Origin of the sequence: Methanosarcina sp. MSH10X1, assembly GCF_004099695.1 — an archaeon.
In the GTDB taxonomy this organism is placed as follows: Archaea; Halobacteriota; Methanosarcinia; order Methanosarcinales; family Methanosarcinaceae; genus Methanosarcina.
In genome coordinates, this window is sequence record NZ_SCHL01000007.1 from 23,254 (window position 1) to 46,020 (window position 22,767).

16 protein-coding genes are annotated in these 22,767 nt (G+C 35.8%); 5 read left to right on the forward strand and 11 right to left on the reverse strand.

What is annotated here, in order from left to right; translation table 11 throughout:
- Positions 1-429: 429 nt before the first annotated feature.
- From EQO05_RS07635 to EQO05_RS07650, 4 genes are all read left to right on the forward strand, one after another.
- Entirely contained in the window at positions 430-1,923 is a 1,494-nt protein-coding gene (locus EQO05_RS07635) for a lipopolysaccharide biosynthesis protein (RefSeq protein WP_128505286.1), read from the forward strand.
- Between the two features lie 918 nt (positions 1,924-2,841).
- Positions 2,842-4,368: a lipopolysaccharide biosynthesis protein gene (locus tag EQO05_RS07640; RefSeq protein ID WP_128505288.1), complete on the forward strand. Its 1,527-nt coding sequence runs from the start codon at positions 2,842-2,844 to the stop codon at positions 4,366-4,368.
- A gap of 137 nt (positions 4,369-4,505) precedes the next feature.
- Entirely contained in the window at positions 4,506-5,135 is a 630-nt protein-coding gene (locus EQO05_RS07645; protein WP_240664460.1) for a serine acetyltransferase, read from the forward strand.
- Between the two features lie 820 nt (positions 5,136-5,955).
- Entirely contained in the window at positions 5,956-6,861 is a 906-nt protein-coding gene (locus EQO05_RS07650) for an IS5 family transposase (protein WP_128505289.1), read from the forward strand.
- A 6-nt stretch (positions 6,862-6,867) separates the two neighbouring features.
- On the opposite strand, the gene EQO05_RS07655 is transcribed toward EQO05_RS07650, so the two are convergent.
- The 11 genes from EQO05_RS07655 to EQO05_RS07705 form a co-directional block, all read right to left on the reverse strand.
- Complete coding sequence (locus EQO05_RS07655; protein ID WP_128505291.1) at positions 6,868-8,130, reverse strand: hypothetical protein; 1,263 nt, start codon at positions 8,128-8,130, stop codon at positions 6,868-6,870.
- Between the two features lie 242 nt (positions 8,131-8,372).
- Positions 8,373-9,443 carry a non-hydrolyzing UDP-N-acetylglucosamine 2-epimerase gene (gene wecB / locus EQO05_RS07660; protein WP_128505293.1) on the reverse strand — a complete coding sequence of 357 codons (1,071 nt, stop codon included), beginning with the start codon at positions 9,441-9,443 and terminating at the stop codon, positions 8,373-8,375.
- A 106-nt stretch (positions 9,444-9,549) separates the two neighbouring features.
- Positions 9,550-10,731, reverse strand: a complete 1,182-nt coding sequence (locus EQO05_RS07665; RefSeq protein ID WP_128505295.1) for a glycosyltransferase family 4 protein — start codon at positions 10,729-10,731, stop codon at positions 9,550-9,552.
- A 53-nt stretch (positions 10,732-10,784) separates the two neighbouring features.
- Positions 10,785-12,716: a hypothetical protein gene (locus tag EQO05_RS07670; RefSeq protein WP_128505296.1), complete on the reverse strand. Its 1,932-nt coding sequence runs from the start codon at positions 12,714-12,716 to the stop codon at positions 10,785-10,787.
- Between the two features lie 87 nt (positions 12,717-12,803).
- Entirely contained in the window at positions 12,804-13,934 is a 1,131-nt protein-coding gene (locus EQO05_RS07675; protein ID WP_128505298.1) for a glycosyltransferase family 4 protein, read from the reverse strand.
- The gene (locus tag EQO05_RS07680; RefSeq protein WP_164888502.1) at positions 13,924-15,033 is read right to left on the reverse strand and encodes a glycosyltransferase family 4 protein; all 1,110 of its coding nucleotides are present in this window, start codon (positions 15,031-15,033) and stop codon (positions 13,924-13,926) included. Before EQO05_RS07680 ends, EQO05_RS07675 begins: the two co-directional genes overlap by 11 nt.
- Positions 15,034-15,130: 97 nt before the next feature.
- Positions 15,131-16,141: an SDR family NAD(P)-dependent oxidoreductase gene (locus EQO05_RS07685; RefSeq protein ID WP_240664462.1), complete on the reverse strand. Its 1,011-nt coding sequence runs from the start codon at positions 16,139-16,141 to the stop codon at positions 15,131-15,133.
- Positions 16,142-17,260 (reverse strand): glycosyltransferase family 4 protein, encoded by a 1,119-nt coding sequence (locus EQO05_RS07690; protein WP_128505302.1) that lies wholly within the window; start codon positions 17,258-17,260, stop codon positions 16,142-16,144.
- Between the two features lie 8 nt (positions 17,261-17,268).
- Complete coding sequence (locus tag EQO05_RS07695) at positions 17,269-18,165, reverse strand: glycosyltransferase family 2 protein (protein ID WP_128505304.1); 897 nt, start codon at positions 18,163-18,165, stop codon at positions 17,269-17,271.
- 604 nt (positions 18,166-18,769) lie between these two features.
- Complete coding sequence (locus EQO05_RS07700; protein WP_128505306.1) at positions 18,770-19,747, reverse strand: glycosyltransferase family 2 protein; 978 nt, start codon at positions 19,745-19,747, stop codon at positions 18,770-18,772.
- A 136-nt stretch (positions 19,748-19,883) separates the two neighbouring features.
- The gene (locus EQO05_RS07705) at positions 19,884-20,852 is read right to left on the reverse strand and encodes a glycosyltransferase family 2 protein (RefSeq protein ID WP_240664467.1); all 969 of its coding nucleotides are present in this window, start codon (positions 20,850-20,852) and stop codon (positions 19,884-19,886) included.
- 933 nt (positions 20,853-21,785) lie between these two features.
- Between EQO05_RS07705 and EQO05_RS07710 the strand changes: the two genes are divergently transcribed.
- Complete coding sequence (locus EQO05_RS07710) at positions 21,786-22,661, forward strand: DUF1616 domain-containing protein (RefSeq protein ID WP_128505307.1); 876 nt, start codon at positions 21,786-21,788, stop codon at positions 22,659-22,661.
- The last annotated feature ends 106 nt before the right edge of the window (positions 22,662-22,767 follow it).

Sequence of the window (22,767 nt, forward strand, 5' to 3'; positions counted from 1 at the left end):
ATAAGTAACGTTAATCAGCTAAAGAAACATTATTAACACCTCAGATAGGTGTGATTAGATTAATAAACTTTTTCTCAGTTGTGCGCGCCAGATACAGCACAGAAGGATTCATATCAGTTTGTGGATTCTGGGTTCTTCCAAGGTTTACAGCGATATTCGGTTCAAACTGTGTATATTACTGGCATCCTGCCAGAAACCATAAAAAGGAACCTATAGTAAAGTAATGTTGGGGGAAGTGAGGAGGATTTGTATTCTCAATTGTTACCGTATATGTAAATTAAGGAAGCCGACAAATTTATTTAGGGAAGGCTTATTTATAGGGGACTTAGAGGGTGAAAAGCCAGATATCCAACATCGGCTTGAGAACGTCATACCCCAAGGAATACATAGAGATCAGCTCTGAAGGAAATTTTTTTTAAGGTACTCGATATGGATGAGACAACAGCGGATGCAACGAAGAAACGGTCTGGTAATAGCAAGAAGGAAAGCTTTGCTTTCGATGTGCTGACACTTGCCGGCGGGACAACCTTTGCTCAAATCCTTACGATTCTATCTGCTCCTGTGTTAACCCGATTATATGAACCTGAGGATTTCGGGATCTGGGCTCTGTATATCTCTATCACCAGTATTATCAGTGTTATTGCATGTTTGAGGTACGAGTATTCCATAATGCTGCCTGAGTCGGACGAAGAGGCTGTAAACCTGTTAGGGTTGAGTTTTCTGGCGGTGCTGTTTGTAAGTGTTTTAACCTTTCCAGCCGTATGGTATTTTAAAGAGCCTATAATCGACATTCTGAATTCTCAACAGATAGGAGATTATCTCTGGCTTGTGCCTCCGTTTATTTTTGTAAATGGATTATTTCTTGCATTGAATAACTGGAATTCAAGAACAAAACTTTTTAAAAGGCTTTCTCTTTCGAGAGTCTTCAGTTCGGTTTCGAGCGTTACAACGCAGGTTGGGCTGGGGCTTGTAGAAAAAGTCGGTGCAGGCGGATTGATAACTGGAAGTCTTGCCGGACAGTCTATTGCATCGTTTGTACTTGGAGGACAGATCTGGAGAGATGATAGGAAGCTAATTGTGAAAAGCCTGAGCTGGAAGAAAGTTTATGAGGGATTTAAAAAGTACCGCAAGTTTTCACTTATAGATTCCTGGGCTGCTCTTATGAACTCCGTCTCCTGGCAGCTTCCTGCTTTCCTTCTTGCTGCCTTCTTCACACCTGCGGTAGTAGGCTTTTATTCCCTTGGTTTCCGGCTTTTGCAATTGCCAATGAGTTTCATAGGAAGCTCGATTTCACAGGTTTTTTTCCAGCGAGCCTCAAGAGCCTTATCCGAGGGTACTCTTCCCTCTCTTGTTGAAAACGTATTCAGGATGCTTGTAATTATAGGCATGTTCCCTATTCTGGTTCTGACAATTGTCGGCAGCGATGTTTTTACGGTTGTTTTCGGAAAAGCCTGGGCAGAAGCAGGCGTTTATGCACAGATCCTCAGCCTGTGGGCTTTTATATGGTTTATCTCATCCCCGCTAACCACTATATATGTGATCGTCGAAAAGCATCACTTCGGTTTTCATTATAATTTTTTCAACCTGATCACCCGCCTGCTTTCCCTTACGATCGGCGGACTGCTCGGAAGCGCACGACTGGCACTTATCCTTTTCTCAGCCTCAGGAATTGTGGTATACGGTTATCTTTGCCTGAAAATGATGTCCTATTCCGGGGTAAAGGTCTCAAGAGCCCTGAAAATCGTATTCTCGAATTTTATTCTTTTTATCCCGGCAGGAGTTATGATTGTTGCCCTTAAAATGGCGGAAGTGAATCAAATCCTGCTCGTTGTCATTTCCGGTGTAATTATAGGGGTTTATTACCTGTACATTTTGAGAACCGATGAACAGATAAAAAGGATATTCAAAGAGTTCAGGGAATGAGAGAATGGTTTAAAAATTAGTTAATGAAAGAGAACTTTCTTTAGTACGATAGAGAAAGATTCGTTAGCCAGGAGTTATTTAGTAGCTGATAAACAATCTTCCTGGTGCCATGAGCGTTTCTGCGCCTTTACCCAGCATTCAAGATTGCAGTAAACAGCTTTCTCTTTTGCAGTTTTCAAAACAAAGAACTCATTGCCACAGACAGGGCAAACTTTTCGTATATATTTCATAGACAAATCACCAACATAAAGTCCTGGATAAGGAGACCTGTGCTTTCTTGACGCATCAAATAAATTCTGAATTGCGTAGAACTACCTGATAGATATAAATTTTCGAGCTTAATCTCTTATCTTTTTACCAATTTTTTAACAATTACTCCCGCTTTAGATCTTAAATTCTTCATAGTGTCTTTAAATTCTTTTCAAGTGGCTCAAGATCTAATACCGTAAAACTCCTCAATTCCGAAGCATGAATGGTTTCTCAAAAGCTCAACAGTTTCACACCTTTAGTCTCTCACTGCAAGTTAAAAGTGTAAATTATTAACACGGTTTTGAAAAACATCTATTGGAAGTAATCCTGAATGTATATTTTGAAGTAAAGTTATAAAGGTTTTTTGTAGGTAGCGTGAGAATAGAATTATAATTTAGTTGCAGATATTTAAAAAACCGAGATATAGAGATAGTCAAAGTAAACCAAGTGTTTTAAATAATTTAAAGTGTTATTCAATAAAAATTAATACTGTTCGAGATGTCACCAAAGAAGAATAGGGTAAGAGTATGAAGATTGCAATTATTCTCGGCACCAGGCCTGAAATCATAAAAATGAGCCCTGAGAACAGAAAAACAGTGTAGAAAGAAAAATGGCTCAGAAATCTCATTCTTGGCTGCTGAACTGTAGGTTCATTAGAAGGTATTGACTATGGATAAAACGACAGCAGAAATAACAGGAAAATCATCTAACAACGGAAAAAAGGCAAGTTTTGCATCCGATGTACTGACACTTGTAGGTGGGACAGCCTTTGCTCAAATCCTTATGATTCTGGCATCGCCTGTTCTGACTCGCCTTTACGGACCTGAAGATTTTGGAGTTTTTACTCTCTATCTCTCTATCGTAAGTATTATTAGTATAGTTTCATGTATGAGATACGATAATTCTATAATGCTCCCCGAATTGGACGAGGATGCAGTAAACCTTTTAGGGCTGAGTCTCCTGGTAGTCCTAGCTGTAACAGGTTTAACTGTGCCAATTGTTTGGTATTTCAGAATCCCAATAGTTGATCTTCTAAATTCTCCTCAGATAGGTAACTACTTGTGGCTTGTGCCTCCATTTGTGTTTGTAAACGGAATTTTTCTTGCGTTGAATCAATGGAATTCAAGAACAAAACATTTTAAAAGACTCTCTTTATCGAGAGTTTATGGTTCGATCTTAACGACAACAACACAAATTTGTTTTGGATTTTTAAAAATTTCCAGTGCTGGCAGCCTGATAGTTGGCAACCTTGCCGGCCAATTTGTTGCGACACTCATTCTGGGATGGCAAATATGGAAAAATGACAAAAAAATGTTTGCGAAGAGCGTGCGTTGGAGAAAAATATATCAGGGACTCGTAAGGTATCGTAAGTTTCCACTTATGGATAGCTGGTCTGCGCTCATGAACACCGTTTCTTGGCAGCTTCCTGCTTTCCTTCTTGCAGCTTTCTTTTCTCCAGCAATTGTCGGTTTTTACTCTCTTGGCTTCCGGCTTCTACAATTGCCTATGAGCTTCATTGGCGTTTCAATTTCACAAGTATTTTTCCAGAGAGCCTCAAGAGCTTTATCCGAGGGCACTCTTGATGTCCTTGTTGAGAATGTTTTCAGAATGCTTGTAATTATAGGTGTATTTCCAATTTTAGTTTTGACAATTGTAGGCAGTGATATTTTTACTGTAGTTTTTGGAGAAGCCTGGAAAGAAGCAGGTGTTTATGCCCAAATTTTGGGTATATGGGCTTTTCTTTGGTTTATCTCCTCTCCTTTAAGCACTCTATATACAGTAATGGAAAAACAGCAATTTGGTTTGCGTTATAATTTCCTAAATTTATTTACACGCTTCCTATCCCTTACAATTGGAGGAATTGTTGGAAATGCTCGTGTTGCGCTAATTCTCTTTTCTATATCAGGAATTGTAGTATATGGTTACTTATGCATGAAGATAATGTCCTACTCAGGAGTTAAGATTTTTAGGGCGATAAAAATAGTATATTCTAACTTCCTTCTCTTTATTCCTACAGGAGTTATTCTTATTAGTCTCAAATTTACTGGAGCCAGCGAGATTTTACTCATATTCTGTTCTTTTCTGGCAATCTGTATTTATTATGCATATATTTTGAAAACAGACGTTGAGATAAATAAACTTATTAACTTGTCTCAAATTACCAAAAGCACTAGTCGAAAAAGTGGTGGGAATTGATTTTTAACATTATTTTTGATCTAAAGCATAGATACAGTTAAAAAAGCAGATCATGATGATAAAACGATAAATTAGTCAATATAATATTAAAATCTTATATTCTTACAACATTATCACAAATCGGAATTGTAAATATAATGAGAGATAGAGATACCATGATAAAATCCAAACAGGATTATAAATATTATTTAGAGGCTGATCGAATTGCCTTAGGGCGAAAAAAAGAGAAAAAAATTGTTATAGATGAAATTTGGGCATTTCAAAAATTATTAAGAAAAATCGAGTATCATCAAAATTGTAAACGATTGAAAAAAAGTAATCCACTTTATATATACTTACACCTTAAATTTTTTATATTGAGTATGCTACTTGGATTTACTATTCCTCCAAATGTTTTTGGTCCAGGATTATCTATTGGCCATAGAGGCACTATTATTGTGAATGAGAATGCAAAAGTAGGTGCTAACTGCAGGATACATGCCTGCACAAGTATCGGAACTACAGCAGGATATGTTGACGTTGCCCCAAAAATTGGGAACGGTGTTTACATAGGGCCAGGGGCGAAAATATTTGGGAATATTATAATTGCTGACGGGATAGCTATAGGAGCTAATTCGGTTGTAAATAGATCGTTTACAGAACCAAATATTGGAATTGCAGGAGTCCCAGCAAAGAAAATAAACGATAAGGGATCTGAAAAGCTGATTATAAAAGCAACTGAATTGTTGAATAATTACAGCAATATTGTAACTGTAGCACTTGATTAAATCGTGTTGAGATTGTTTGGAAATGTTTCAAAAAAAATTGATTAAATGTCATTTCAATTGAAATGACATTTAAAGAATATAATCAACTACCAAGATAAGAAAGTAATTGTCACTTGCTAGAAATCGCTGGAAACGTTCCATTCTCAACTAAAATTTCAATTAAGGTAGGAACTATAATTTTGAGCATAATATTAAAACTGTTTTGATCAACAGGAGAGACGATAACAGTAACCGTGTAAGTGCAAAATTATTTACAAGCTTTTATACAACTCATTAACATTCTCAATGAACAGGGAAATTCATAAAGAGCTTTTCAGGACTCTAGTTTAGCTAATACCGAAAAAAATGATTATTGGATTCAAACCAGTAAAAAAAGTATTGTTGAAAAAGTGTTTTCAGTAATAAAAAAGAAATTTGGAGAAATTCTTAGCCAGGAAGTTCTAAAATCAAGTAAAATGAAGTCTCTTCGCTGTTTTGAGTAAGTGATTCATACCTACTTCTTGTATATTAGAGTGATACATCTAATAGTTAGAGACATTTATTTTTAGGAACCACAATCAAGCTTGATGTTTTCTATTTTGGCAGGATAACTGTATAATTAAGCAATTATTTTCAACCCATAAGAAATTGTAAAGAACAGAATAAAGTTATTAATATACATCTGAATGAAAAATTATAACCTTATTTTTACTTAAATTGAAGATTTTATGGCTCTGTAGAAATCCTCTAAGTTCTATTTTTACCCAAAAATATATAAAAACAAAATTGTAAAAATGCTCCTTATTTTTTGTCCCCACAAAAAACGAAGGAGCAATTGTTATTGTCATCAAATAAGTATATTAAATTTATCGATCTCAGTCTTAAAACGGTTCAGTCTTGCAGACTGAACCTTTACTCCTGTAAATATTCTAAACGCGTTTATACTCAACATCAGCTTCTTGTTCTTGTTTCATTGAAGGAGTATATAAGTACAGACTACCGTGACTTTGTAGAACTTATTGACCTCATGAGTAATATAAAGGAAAAATTTGACCTTGATAAGGTTCCTCATTACACTACTCTTCAAAAGTTTGTGTCCAGAGTTCCTTCCTCATTGTTTAACCTAATTTTGTCAAAAACTCTAAAACTATTTTATTCACATGGAGAAAATGCTTCTATTACAGCAATTGACTCAACTGGATTTACGAGTTCATATGCAAGTCATTATTATTCTAAAAGAACAGGGAAGCTCCGAAGGAGCTTCCTTAAAACTTCAATATCAGTAGACACCATTAAAAAAATAATATTAGGATGGAAAATCAGCCAAAAAACAGATCATGATGTCAAGCATGCAAAAACTCTGATAAGACAATCAAACAGGTCAAGAAAGTCTCAATGTTATGTAATGGATAAAGGGTATGATTCCGAAGAAATTCATACTCTAATAAGAGAAGAGATAAAAGCAGATTCAGTAGTACCTTTAAGAGAAAGAAAAAGAAAGAGAATAAACGGAAAATATAGAAAGCAGTTAAAAAAAGAGTTTGACAGAATCAGATACAATAGAAGGAATATAGTAGAGACAATAATATCTGTCGTAAAAAGGAAATTTGGAGAAACATTAAGAGCAAGAAAGGTTAGAAATCAAGTAAAAGAAGTAAAAGTTAAACTGATAGTCTATAACATAAACAAAAAAGTAATAGAAATAATATGGATCGAATTAAGGATTTCTACAGAACCGATTTTATAGTGTTGGTTATTTGGTATTACTATGGTTAAAAATTGAATTCTTGAGAGATCCCGTTACTCTAACTAAGGAACCATATAATAGTCTAATTGAGATCATCCAATCTCCAGCATTAAATTCTGCAAAAATTATCTTTTTTGTATTTATGTCATGTATCCACTCAGAAAGAGACATATTCCACTGTGGGTAATCTTTTTTATAGTTAAAGTTACAATTAAAGAAATCTTGAATTATTTTTACGTATCTCACAGAACTATCTTTTTGATTGCTTTCAGTAAACGTTACATTTTGTCCACATGAATCCTTATACGCTATTAAGGGCAGGCTAACTCCACAGGCAGGTGTAATCCCTATCCATGACCAAGATCTAGGGTTTACTTCAATTAACTTAAATTCACCTGAAATTGAATCTTTTTTGTACTCAAACTCGGCGATTCCCGAATATTTAAGGTCCTTTACTATCCTTCTTGTGTTTTTTATAATATGCTCAGGAACTTTTACGCATTCGCCAACAACACAATCACCACTGTCTGCTGGATATCCTCTCACCTTATGACCTGTAAATAGTCCTAAGATTTCAGAATGGCGATCAGAATAAATACCAACAGTATACATACTGTCTGACATTCCATTAACATATTCTTGAAATATGAGTTTATCAATAAATTCGTTTTCTCTTTTGATGAATTTAACTAGCTCATTTTTATTTTTAATGATATTAAATCTTAGCCTATCCATATTTTGAGTAATATATTTTAAGTCTTCGTTAGAGGAAGTTCTTCTAAAAACTGGTTTTGCTATAATAGGGAAATTTTCTTCATTCAAATTGTTTAAATCATTAATATCCCAAGAGTGAGGAGTTAAATAATTCATTTTGTCTCCAATTTCATAAAATAAATTTTTATTAACTAAAATTTTTACTGTTTCCCAGTCCGCTACGACAGGGAGTGAAACTTCAGACAATAACTTTTTATTCTTAGAGATAGCTACAGCCCAGTGATCGTTTGTTGGAAAGAGAACCGGCTTATGATTCAGTTTCTTGCAGAAATTATATAAAAAATAAATAAATTCATCTTCATTTTCTAATGGATCAGGACACTTCTGGTACTGAGCATATTTCGAAAAAGTTCCGATATCACGGATGCAGTCCATTGCTATACATTTTATTCCATTTTTGCCTAATTCCTGAATTATACTTAGGCCATTAAAATAACAGTTGAAAACTATTGCATAAGGCTCCACCGTATTCACCACTTTTTCATAGATAACCATTCCAGACCTGAATTTTAGAATTAGGTGAGTAATAGATTGAAAGAAGATTCCTTCCAAAAAAAAGAGCTAATTTTTTTTGGAAATCCCGTAAGCTCTTTAACTGTTGGCCCATTATCATTTTGAGTAAATGAAATATATTATACAGATTATTCATCAGTATCGCACTAGACGAATTCATCCTAAATTTTAGTTAAAAAATGTGTTTAAAGATAAAGATGAGATATTGCCTTAGTACAGCAATATTATAAATCAAACTCACTATTTAAGATCTTGCAGATTTTTTCACTTGCGTCTCCTGTTCCAAAGACATTTTTTTTGCTTGTACACCCACAGAAGTTTTTTACGGAATTTACAATCTGTTCATAGTTAGCTCCAACAAGCACATTCCACCCATCTTCTACAGTTTCAATCCACTCAGTGTTTTCTCTTATAGTTATACAGGGTACACCAAGCATATACGCTTCTTTCTGAACCCCTCCTGAATCTGTAAGGATTTTTAGAGCATTTGCCTCCAGTTTTAACATATCGAGATAGCCTACAGGTGGAATAGCTATAATTTTTTGTGTCAAAGTTTCCCAGAGCCCATATTGTCTTAAATATTTTTCAGTTCTTGGGTGGATCGGAAAGACGATAGTTTCATTTACATCAAATAATGCATTAACAATTGAAATCAAATTCTCTCTAGAGTCAGTATTTGCAGGTCTATGTATAGTTGCAAGCAAATACTTCTTGGGCGAGACCCCCAACTCTTTCAAAATATTGGATTTTTTTTCTGCCTGGCGCTGGTTGTACACAATAGAATCCAGCATTATATCCCCTACATTGTATACTCGTTTACAGATTCCCTCTTTTTTTAAGTTCTGTACAGCAGTTTTAGTCGGACAAAAGAGCAGGTTTGAAACATGATCTGTGAGCACGCGGTTTATTTCTTCTGGCATACTGCGATCAAAAGAACGAAGGCCTGCTTCCACATGTATAAGTTTCAGTTGAAGCTTTGCTGCAGCAAGTGAACCTGCAAGTGTAGAGTTTGTATCTCCGTAAACAAGTACCATGTCTGGTTTCTCTTTTAAAAGAATTTTTTCGATTTCTAAGAGCATTTTTCCCGTTTGCTCCCCATGCCGACCTGATCCTATACCTAAATTGTAATCAGGTTCTGGGATTTTAAGTTCTTTTAAAAAAATCTCAGACATATTGATATCATAGTGTTGACCTGTATGTACAAGTATTTCTTTGTGTTCTTTACGAATTGCACGGGAAAGAGGGGCGCATTTTATAAACTGAGGACGAGCTCCGATGATTGAGAGTATTTTCATAGTTATTTCCTTTCGTTGTTTATCTTAGAATAAATTCTTACGTTACAGCGAATATCACACATTGTAGGTTATAGAAACTAATAAAAGGAATTAGTTTTCCAAAAGATCAGATTTTATGGATTTTTGTTTCATTACATACACCTAATACTTTTCTTGCAACACCGTCCCAACTGTGATTTTCGGCAACGTATTTACGACCATTTTCACCCATACTGTTCTTCACTTCAGGATTATCAAGTAATAAAAGGACAGAATTTGCAAATTCTTCGGAATTTTCAGGATTAATTAATATCCCAGCATTCACTTCCGCTAATATTTCGAATCCGCTAGTATTCGTTGCAACAATTGGTCTTCCACACGCCATATACTCATATAATTTTAATGGAGAGTATCCTGAATTTAGAGGTTTTTTTGGGACGACACAAATATCCGCAGCATTAATATACGTCGGAACCATCTTGTAAGGAACACTCCCTGTAAAAATAAACTTGTTTAATACTCCTAAATTCTCTGCTAATTGCAACCACTCCTCTTTCATAACACCATCCCCAACTACTAAAAAATGTGTTTGAGGAGATTCAGTTAAAATTAAAGGACTCGCCTTAATAAGGTACTCAACTCCCTGCCAAGGAGCTAAATTACCAACAAAGCAGACGTAAAAATAAGAAGAATCTAGATTTAGTCTATCCAATGATTCTTGCTTAACTAGAGGTCTGAATAAATCTGTGTTTGCCCCATTGTTAATTACTACAACCTTATTCTCTGGAATCTTGTATACATTAATAATCTGCTTTTTAAGATTTTGAGTAACAGATACGATTTTATCGCAATGATTATAATTGAATTTCTCAGATGCTACAGATAAAACATAATATATACTACGTGTAACAGATATTGAGGAAGCTTTCATCAAAGCCTCATCACGAATAAACCCATTTATTTCAATAATACAGGGAATTTTGAAAAATTTACATATAAATACAGGAAGAAAAGAAAAGGAATTTTGTCTTAGATAAATTACATTAGGTTTGTTTTTTAAGCAGTAATAAAGTAAATAGAAAAATAAGGAGAGTTCGTAAGAAATACCTATAAACAAAGTTTTATTTATATGAGGAATATATTTTATATTTTTCAGTTCTAATCTCTTCTGACTTTTTGGAGCAAATAATGTTACATCTACATATTTGGTCAAATTATAGAAGAGCTCTAAAATATGGGTGTTTGAACCGGTATTAGAGTCTAAGTAGTCATAATAAATTAAGAAAATTCTAGCATTTTTAGATATCATAGCATTTCTCCTCCGAAAGAATAATATTGATTCCCTATATCGAAGTCAATTCTTCAATTATAATAAACAGAAATTGCAGAGTTTGAATAAACTTTATCGTTCATTTTTAGTTTTGAATATAGCTTCATTTGATTTTCTGGAGTGCCTACATATAAATAGTTAGGTGCGTCCCTTGATTCTAGTTCATTTTCTCCAAAATACAGCCCATTTCTTGCTAATTCTCGCTCGCGTATTACTATATAACCATTATAAGAAGGTAGAGAGTCTACGTTTTTAATTTTCTTAGACCGGTAATATGAGACGCCTAAAGATTGGGAATATTCGAATTTACCAGGGAAATATCTCATTGCATGATAATCAGAATAAAGAATAGATCCAAACGGAACTTTATTAGAAATATAGTTAAAACCATTCAATTCTTGATTACTGAAATACTCATGTTGAGGATTTATCCAGAGATCATCCGAGTCCGACACACTAGAAACTAGCGAAACAAATGAAAAAATAAAGATTAAAGTAAAAACTGAAATGAATTTACTTTTAGACAACTTGGGAAAAGTTTTTGAACCAGTTATTAAATACAAATAAATCCCAACTCCCATAACAAAAGCCATAAATGGGCTAACAAGTAACATGATACGATCGAATCTAAAAAGCACCATAAATTGCCATACAGAATTTAATGGGTTTGGAATGTAAAATATAAGTGTAAATAGCGCAACTAGCCCAAAAACTGATGCATAATTGTTTTTATGGCACTTCAAGAGATAGCCAATTGAGATCAAAGCGAAAAATAAGAATATGGAGTCATCAAAATATCCGAGTATTTTCATCCATTCACTCTGAGATATCCCGGAACTTCCACCAAACAGCACTACTGAATCTAAATAATTTAGCTGCAACCTCGAACTTATATCTTTTGTAATGAATATATATGCGACAAAGATCCAATAAGAGATGAACATAACATTTATTAGCACATAATAATTCTTACTTAGGAAATTTTTATTACCAGTGAGCCACTCTGAGATAAATACGATTGAAAGTAACAATACAATTTGAGGAATTGAAACTTGATGGACCAAGATTAAAGATATGGAAATCAGAATGGAAAGAATTCTGAATCTCATACTGTTCTTTCCTTGGCTACTTGAATAAACAAAGTATAATATGATGATAAAATAAATGAAGGCCATTGTTCTTGCAATTAAATTTACACCGTAGTATATTACAACTGAGCTTAATGAATACAGAGAAGAAGATAAAAGAGCAATCTGTTGATTATGGGATGTTTTTAAGAAAATAGAATAAATAAAAACTACTGTGATTCCATATATTGGTGCCGTTATTAAAAAAAGAGATGTTTTCATATCGAGATTCAATAGATAAGATGCTTCAGATAACAAGATGTGATATAGAGGAAAATATGAATAATTGCTAAGAGAAATAGGGATCACATGTCCAGAAAGATAAGTTATTTTAGACATGAATATATGAGAAAGTAAATCAGTTGTTCCAAAATAGAACCCATAATTCATGGTGACACTATAAATTAAATTTAGCATGATAAAGAATAGCTCAGTAAGTATCAATGCAGGCTTTTTGATATTAGAAAATATTTGGACAAATATAATTAAGTAAGAAAATGAAATTAAAAGAAAATAATACCACGGTCTGCTTTCATGCATAAATAAAACTACTATCGAAAAAAAATAAATAGCCCAGAACAAATAATTAAAGATATTGCTATTTGGAATAGAGATATATATATCCTTTTTTAGATCTACTTGCTCATTTTTTAAATTTAGAGTATAGTGACAAGAGATCAGTGCCGGAATTGCGATTACTAGCCCGTTGAAAGCTGAATTAAATCTACCAATAATAAGCATACATAAACATGCACCTAAAACAACAAGTAGTATGAAATAGGGAAAAGCGATGGAGAAAGTATGCATACCGTCTTCTATATAATCCTTAATCTTCATTTTAAGATCACTAAACCAGATGAAATATTTTTAGATATAGAGACATAACTGATTTAATTTGCATTATTCATTTATTTTAACCTTTGATTAATAACATGAATAAAGGACTCTCTCATAATTTTTAACCGCCGAATCATAGCTAAACTCAGATCTTACTTTTAGAACTGTATTCGTAGAAATTTCGTTTAATATAGGAGATTCCATAGCCCTAGTTATATTCCTGAAAATAGATTCGGGTGAATTGGTTTCAATGATAAAGCCCGTTTTTCCATCTTTTACGAAATCAGGGACTGCTCCAACTGATGTTGCCAGTACTGGCGTACCGCAAGCCATTGCCTCAAGAATCACATTTGGAAGCCCCTCAGAATAAGAAGGCAAAATCATCAATTTCATCTGATTAAAATACTTTGGAAGCTCATCATGAGGCACCCATCCAGAAAATATAACATAATCAAGGATATCATTTTCAATTAAATACGCTTCAATTTCATTACGTAGTTTTCCATCACCAATAATTAAAAATTTTATATTATTATTCCATTTAATTATTTCAGGAATCGCCTTTATCAAATTCAAAATACCCTTTTCTTCGCTTAAACGTCCAACATAACCAATTAAATTTTGCCTTTCTTTATATTCAGATGTTAGAGAAAAAGTTGAAAAATCCAGAAAATGCTCATGAGCTATAGAGATTTTATAATGGTATTTCTCCAAACCCCATTCTCCGATTAAAATATTTGAATAAATAATTATTTTATCTGCCAACAATAAATTTATACACTCTAATGTTTTTACAACCATATAAAAGGGGTCCTTTGCATATTTAAGTGCTTTTGAAGATCCGGGTAGCATTAGTATTACTTTTTTCCTAAAGAGTTTCGCAGTAAGTATCGGAATCAATAAAGTCCCAGATCCATGAAAAAAAATCCAGACCTCAGCATTGTCTTTAATCTTGAGAAACTTCCAAGAAATCCTAAATTGTAATAACATATATGCTACGATTTTTAGAAATGTATTTTTCTGTATCGTATATTTTACTGGATATAAATGAACTTTTTTATCGTTTTCAAAGATATTAGTTCCAGCGTTTCCGGTAATAAAAAATATGCTGTCTGAAATAGAATATAGAATACTTGCCAAATTTGCTAATTGGTTTCTATTAGCAAGAGATATTGGAGAAGTTATAAGACCAATGTGTGTATACCTTTTATAATCCATTAGAGTCCACCAAAATTTTAAAGTTTTTCTGATACTCTGTTCCTATGGCTTTCCAATTGAGAAACTTTTCAGCGAATTTCCTTGCATTATTTGAATAATACTCACTGTCACTAAGTAAAAGATCAGCAATAGAATTAGCTGAGTCTTCAATATTATTAAAGTCTAAGACTATTCCTGCGTTGATATCTGCAATAAATCTCAAGTTTGGAATATCTGATACTATACAAGGTAATCCAGAAGACATAGCTTCTGCAACTGCTAATGTAGGTCCTCCGCCCTCATATCTTGAGGCTGTAATGTAAAAATCTGAACAAGAGTAAAGATCAGGTAAGTTTTCTTTGATATGACCTAGAAAAATAACATCTTTTATATTATTTGTATAAACATATTTTTTTAAGGGTTCGAGTAATTCTCCGTCTCCAGCAACAACAAGCGTTACATTTTTTATATTTGATTTAAGTCTTTCAAAAGTTTGTATCAGTTTTAAAGGTTGCTTTAGTTTTATCAAACGGCCTACACTTAAAAGGATAATGTTTTCTGCTGGGAACCCGAACTTATTCCTGAGTATTTTCTTATTAAAAGCAGGCTTAAAAACAGAAGTATCAACTCCATTTGGAATATAAATGATTTTGTGAGTTACACCTGAATCTCTCATTTCATCCAAAACGGAGTATCCTACAGCGGTAAAGATAGTATGACTGCTAACTTTATTCAGACAATATTTCTCAATTCTAGATACGAAAAGATTATAATGAAGAGGATGTAATTTCTGAGCTGACTTTCCGTAATAAGTTGAATTTAAAGTTATTAAAGAACTACCGAACGGATTTTTTTTTAAAATAAAAGGATTATGTAACCATGCTATATCATAATCGTTATTCTTAAAGTGACTAGTTACTTTGTACCAGTAATAAATTAATCCAACTATGCCAAGTTTTCTAATCAATTTTGAGCTACCGAGCTTAATATCTGGACCAGTTGGAGAGCAAACACTGCAATCAATATCCATTGATTTTAACTGTTCTACAACTCTATATGCTACGTTTGCTATCCCAGATCCATAGGGATAATATTCTGAAGCGCAAACCAAAACTTTCATGAAAATCATTCACAATATTATTTTTAGCTCTTATGGCTGATTGTATGGATTTCTATTAAGTCTGTTATAATGACGATGTCAAATTAAATCAAATAAGTTAAGTCACTAATTTTTGCGAACCTGATGAAGTAACGTTAACTTGTTTAATGACCCCATGAATATCTCCCTCATCTTTAAACCAATCTACAAATTTGTTCAGGCCTTTAGTTATATTGAATAATGGCATGTATCCGATCATTTGATTTCCCAGATCAACGTCTGCAAGCGTATCCTCAGTATCTCCTTTTTGCTTACCGGCGTTAATTACCTCGGACGTTGAGCCGGTAATGGACTTCAAGTTATCAATCAAATCATTTACACTGATCCGATTTCCGCCGCCAATATTCAAAACCTTTCCATCAGTTGCTTTATTGTAAAGGAGCCTTTTGTTTGCTTCTACAACATCTTCAATATAAGTGAAATCTCTAGTCTGTTCTCCATCACCAAAAACAGTAATAGGCTCATTTGCGAGCATTTTGCGTGTGAATATTGAAATTGCAAGGTCAGGCCTCATTCTTGGCCCATATACTGTAAAATAGCGTAATGAGGTGGTTGGAAGCCCATAGATCTCATAAAATACCCTGCAGTAGTGTTCTGCAGCCAATTTACTAACACCGTATGGAGAAACCGGCTCTGTAGGATGTTGCTCATCAAAAGGAAGGTATTTTACTTTTCCATAAACCGAAGATGAAGAGGCATTAATAACCTTTTTTACACCAGCATCAAGAGAAGCTTTAAGCACGTTCAAAGTGCCCAGTACATTTACATCATTTGGCTTAAACGGGTCTTGAACTGAAATTCTAACGCCTGCCTGGGCAGCTTCATGATAAACGTAATCTACTGTGCTGTCAATTATCTGCTTCATTCTAGTAAGATTAGTAATATCGGCATTGATAAAAGTGGCATCTCCACTGTTAAGGACAATATCCAGATTTCTCATCTTCAGGTCAGTAGAATAATAAGGATCAAGATTATCGACAATAATAATTTCATGACCGTTTTTCGCAAGATTTTCGGCAATATGAGAACCTATAAAACCTGCACCGCCTGTGATCACGATTTTGGACATTTAGATCAACTCTTCGTAAAGCTGGACTGTTTTATTCACAGTATCTTTCCAGGAGTAGTTCTCAACCACATTTCTCCTCCCGTTTTCCCTGAATTTCTTTGCGAGAGAGTGATCTGAAAGAACCTCAGAAAGTATATCTGCCAGAGCTTGAGGATCCTTTACAGGTACAAGTGTTCCACCGCCATCGACAATGTCAATAAGTTGTGGTAAATTTGAGCATACAACCGGCACACCGCAGGACATAGCTTCCAGAACGGTCCTTGGTACGCCCTCCTCAAGACTTGGGAGTACAAAAACGCTTGAATTTTGGTACAAACTTACAATTTCAGAATTTGGAATGAAGTCCTTCATTACGATGTTACTTTCTAGGTTCAAATCACGTATTTTTTGAAGAATCTGGTTTTTATCCGGTCCCTTGCCAACCATTGTAAGAGTAGCATCGGGATGCTTGAGCCTTAAAATATTAAAAGCGTCGATAAGATAATCTACACCTTTTCCGGGAGCATATCTCCCTATCCATAACAATTGTTTTTTATCAAAACAGGACTCTTTAGCTGGAACGAACAGATCAGTGTCAATTCCATTATGTATTACATCGACCTTTCTAGACTTCACTCCCAGATCGACAAGTTCTTTTTTTTCGGTTTCTGTATAACAGATGACTTTATCCGCTGATGCAAAAGTGAGTTTTGCACCGGTAGCTGTATAAAGATTTTGGAACCATTTAGGAGCGGTTTGGGAGTTTAATCCGTGATCGGTAATGACAAGAGGAGATGAGCCCATTTGTCGAACTGTTGCGCAAAGATTAGTTGAAAAATAAAGGTGAGAATGAGCATGGATAATATCGTACTTTGACTGATTTTTCATCAGACCAAAAAACATGTTTGGTAGGATAGAGTTCCCAAGTATTTTTATAAATGGTTTAAAATTATGGATATAATAACCATAAGCAGATCTATATGTACGGTTACAATTTTCGCATGCTGTATAAACAGTCACATTATGCCCCAATCTGGTCTGGTCTTTAGACATTTCATGGGCATGAAGAGCGGCACCTCCTACTACAGAAGGATATAAGTCAGCAGCAACACGTAATATGTTCAGAATATGACCTCCCAATAAGAAATTCAAATCCCACCTAACTTAATTTCTTTAATCATCCTCGCCATTGCATGAAGGATAATCCCCGTAAACACCATGAACATCCCAACGATAATCAGCAGCGCCATCAAAAAAGTCGGCCCAAAACTCAAACTCCCTCCATAATAAAAATCATGTAATAGCTTCAGCCCCAGAGACAGCCCAATTGCACTCATAAGCATTCCTGGAGCTGTGAAATAGTACAGAGGCCTTTTGTATTCCATATCCTTTAAAAGCCGTAACAGAACCTTGGGCCCGTGTACGAAAGGATTCTGGCTGGAAGTGTTCTCCAGATCGTACCGGCATCGAATTTCGACTTCGGTATATTTCAGCTTGTGATCCTTTGCCTGAATAAGAATTTCAGAGCCTGCGGACATGTCGGAGTCACTCAAGTTTATTTTCTCAATGGCTTTTTTGCCGTAAGCCCGAAAACCGCTCTGGGAATCTGTGACATTCAGACCGCCTGCAAAAGAAGTTGCCATATCAAGGACTCTCATACCCACTTTTCGGTATGCTGGAACGTTTTTTCCATTTCCATTGACAAACCTTGAGCCTATTACAAGGTCGAATCCGTTTTTCAAAGGCTCAAGCAGCCTGGGGATCTCATGAGGATCGTGCTGGCCGTCAGAGTCTATTATGACCATGGCACTTGCCCCAAGTTTTCTAGCTGTTTCAAAACAGTTCTTAAGAGCTGCCCCGTATCCTTTATTGGTTTCATGACGGACCACGTAGGCACCAAGGGATTCGGCTAGCTCGGCGGTGTTATCGCAGCTACCGTCATCAACGACCACGACTTTGTCAACGTATTTCCTGCAGCCCAGGATTACGTTTGCTATTTTATTGGCTTCGTTATAAGCTGGCATTGCGGCAATTGTCAGGGTCATAAATGGACATCTCTAAAGAAGGACTGTTTAATATTGGAAACAGTAGAAATTTTTTAACCAACAATTAGAATGAGACTATATAACTTTTTTGCTTAAGATGTGTAATATTATATAAACAAATTAATAAAATCATCGTCCGCGGCTTCAATTCAATAAATATAAGAATTTACAATTAGACTAACATTAAGGGGAAGAAACTGCTGTATAAGAAAATATAGAAATGGGATTGAAAAGAGAATGAAAAAATGAGTCAAAAAAGACAGCGTAAGAGCATAGTACACTTTTCTCACATATAAGACAAAATTCTTTGAATCTTTTAGAGAAACTCTAAAAAAAATTGCTTTGCAGGGCAAATCTTTCTGACAGACACACGCCGCATTTTTTGAAAGATGCTCGGAGAGAAAAATTTTTTTAAAATTGATAATTTAGCAGTAAATTAGTTTAATTCTTTAATTATGAGCGATACCGATGATTAACATAGTTAAGAAGGTTAGCCAATTAAGTAAAAAGCAAAAATAATTACAGACATCACAGATAAAAAAGAGGAATAAGAGATAGGAAAAGATATAATTTGACTGCCCAAATCGGGCACACTTAGAGTAGATTATTGAACAGACTTGGCTTGCTTTATTAATCCTGCCATTGAATACATTACGATTCCAGTTACGGTCATAAAAATCCCTAAAAGAGCCAGAAAGATCATCAGGAAAGCCAGACCGAAACTTACGCTCTCCACGCCAAGATAAAAGGATTCAAAGAGCCTGACTCCCATGTATAAAGCGACTGTTGCAAGGGCGAATCCCGGTACGGAGTAAAAGTACAGAGGTCTGTTAACCTCTAGATCTTCCATAACTCTTAAAAGTATTTCAGCGAAGAACTTTATCGGGTTCCTGAAGTTACTATTTATATCGTAACGGACCCCGATTTCAACTTCTTTTATGCGAAGGCCGGATTTGCCTGCATCTGCAAGCATTTCGCTTTCTATTGCCATGCCCTGGGCGTTGAAACGGAAGAGATCTTTTGTAGAGGCTGCAAACGCACGGAACCCACTCTGAGAATCAGTAATTGTGAGGCCCGAGCTCAGGTTGGTGAACCTGTCCAGAATTGTCTGCCCTACACGGCGGTAGACGGGGGTGTTTCTGTCCAGGCCATTCAGGTAGCGGCTGCCGTTAACCAGATCTGCGCTGCCTTCAATGATCGGAGCGACAAGTTTAGGGATATCAGCCGGGTTATGCTGGCCGTCCGAATCCATTGTCACGATCACGTCGGCACCAAGATCGGCTGCGGCTGTAAAGCCGGTCTTTAAGGCTCCCCCTTTTCCCTGATTAACTTTATGGACAATCACTTCGGCTCCGGCTTTTCTGGCAACTTCAGCGGTCCGGTCAGAGCTTCCGTCATCGACAACAATTACATTATCGGCATAGAACCGAGTAAGGAGGACTATACTTCCGATGGAAACTTCTTCATTATAGGCAGGAAGGATAACAGTGATATTTTGGGGAGATGTGCTGCTTTTGCACGCTTTTTCTTCATACTTTCTCATTTGCGTTTCACTTTTGCCCGCAAGCAATCTATTGCCCATTTTGAATAACCCCAGTGCTACTTTGTAGAAATATTTTATTTAAATCGCAGCCATTCAGACATCTTCATAACAAGATTAAAAAATCTCAACTTGCCTTTTTTTCAGTGCAGATGCCTGAGCAGCTAAAATTAGATACTTATACAGTCTCTGTTTGAGTAGCCACCTCTACAAGAGAATGAATCACAATTCCTCTCATTGTCATGTAAACGCCGGCAACTGACAGAAAGACCATCAGTGATAGCGACCAGAGATGTAAGCTTCCTATTCCAAGGATAATGGCTCCAAGAAATTTCAAACCCATGTAAAAACCGCAAGTAGCAAGGGCAAAACCTGGCACAGCATAGAAGTACAGGGGCTCATTGACCTCGATATCCCTCGCGACATCTCTCAGAGCGCCAAGAATATACCTGATAGGATATTTCACCTGATCTCCAAAATTACGATGGGTGCCTAGTTCAACCTCTTTTATGCGGAGGCTGGACATGCCTGTGTCTGCAAGTGCTCCATCTTCTATTGCCATGCCCTCGGCATCGAAATGAATGATGCGACTTGTAGAGGCTGCGCAGGCCCGGAAGATTGTCTGAGAATATTCGTTCTTGCGCGGATTTTTGTTGCCAAGCCTGCCAAGGATGGTCTGCCCTACACGACGATACACGGGAATTGTCCTATCCGGGCTGTTAAGATACAGGCTCCCATTAACTATGTCTGCGCTACCTTTAATAATAGGGGCGACAAGCTTAGGGATATCTGCAGGGTTATGATGGCCGCTAGAACTCATTGTCACAATTATATCGGCACCAAGAGAGGCTGCAGCTGCAAAGCCGGTTTCGAGAGCTGCACCTTTTCCCCTGTTAGTATGGTGTATGATTACTTCAGCGCCGGCCTTTTTTGCAATTTCCGCTGTCCGATCTGAGCTTGCATCATCGACCACGACGACATTATCGGTATAAAGCCTCGTTAGAAGGATAATACTTCCAATAGAAGTTTCTTCATTGTAGGCAGGAAGTACTGCAACTATATTTTTAGAGATATTGTCCATAACACATTTGGTTTTCTTGTTTACTGTGGACCGGATACAATTACCCGTAAACAATTGATCACTCACTCTGGATGACCCCCTTAAATATTTTAGTTATTTTATCGCGTAACTCTATGTATTAATAATTTAAAGCACGTGGATATATGAAGGCCTTAAGAACTAATTAATCCAAAAAGGATAAATCCGTTAGTTTCTTAATCTGTTTAATCACGATACAGTTATATTTTTTTTAATTTGAATTTAGAAGAAAGATATATAAATTTATTGACAGTTGTACTATCATAAAATAATAATTAAGAAATAACAACACCTAGAGAGTCTGTATCAATATGGACATAAAATTATACGATTGAAATAACAGTTTTTGAAAATTCGTATTAATCCAATGAACTAAAAATATAATAATTAATCAATAGAAGGATAAGTTTCAAAAACAGTATCTAAGAACCTCAGCTCGTCCAAAATTTCAGTTCCGCATACTTATGGATTTTCGCAAGAACCTATTTCACAGTATCTATAATTTCAAGCTCTTATTATTGCTTCTACCACTCGCCGCACTTCCCTAGGAAAAAGTAAAAGAAGGAAAAGTAAAATCAACAAAATTAGGGTAGTTAACTGTATTTGAGTGAACTAAAGGGGAAAAAGTATAAAGAAGAAGTATGAAGAATAAACAGTATCAAAAAGGCTGGCGTCAGTAAAGAATCAGGTTTTCGCTCAGGAAAATAATCAAGAAATGGCTTAAAAAATATTCAGGAAAAAGCAGAAGAAAAGCTATAAGAAAGACAGGGGAGTCTGGGCGAAAATTAATAGAGAAAATGATGTAGGATAAAGAGAAAACAAGTACAAGAAATGGAAAGGAGAGCTTTTTAAGATTTTTATCCTTGAAAAATAGAGCGAAAGAGTAAAATGCATTAGAAAAATATTTACTTTGCTCAAAGAAAGGATTCGCTTTCTTGAGAAAAACAAAATATAATTTTGACTTAGAGCCGGATGACCTACATGACCGGAAATAAAGTTTCCTCAGATCTTTTGATTGTCACGGGGCTTATGCTCCTTACAGATATCTTCGTGCTAACTCCCGGAATAAGTGAAACAATGGTCCGGAATGCGCTTGGACTACCTTTCGTACTTTTCCTGCCAGGATATGCTCTGATTGCAGCGCTCTTCCCTGCAAAATCCGATCTTGACGGAATCGAGAGGGTGGCTCTTTCTTTCGGATTGAGTCTCGCAGTTGTGCCCCTGATAGGGCTCGGCCTCAATTATACACCCTGGGGGATCAGGCCCCTTCCAATTCTTGTAAGCCTGTCTACTTTCATTATTATCATGTGTGGGATTGCGTATTTCAGGCGGATAAAGCTTCCTGTAGCTGAGACCTTCAGTATTTCCTTCAGCTCAGCCGCACTTTCACTCAAAGCTGGAGTTCTGGACGGATCGGAATCGAAACTGGATAAAACTCTCACGGTTTTTCTTATTTTCTCCATTCTGCTTTCTGTCGCAACCCTTGGGTATGTAGTTGTGAGCCCAAAAGAAGGAGAACATTTTACGGAGTTCTATTTACTTGGACCGCAAGGAAAAGCCGACAATTATACTACAAATTATACGCTCGGACAGAGTGGGACAGTAATTGTTGGCGTTGTAAACCATGAGTACAGGCTCATGAATTACACAATGGAACTAAAACTTGCAAATAAGTCACTGTCCCTTCCGGAGAATGTGAGGTATATTACCCTCGCCCATAACGAGACCTGGGAACAACCAGTTATTTTTACACCTGCCTTTGAGGGCGAAGATATGAAACTTGAGTTCCTGCTCTTTAATGAGACTGAGAAAGAAACACCTTACAGGGACCTCAATCTCTGGATAGATGTACAATAAAAATAACTGGTTTTTTGAAAGTCCAGAAAATGAAAAGGCGATTGTAATAGGCAGCTTTTAAATCTGCCAATGATTTTTTGCACAGGCTTTTAAGTAGCTTGCCAGC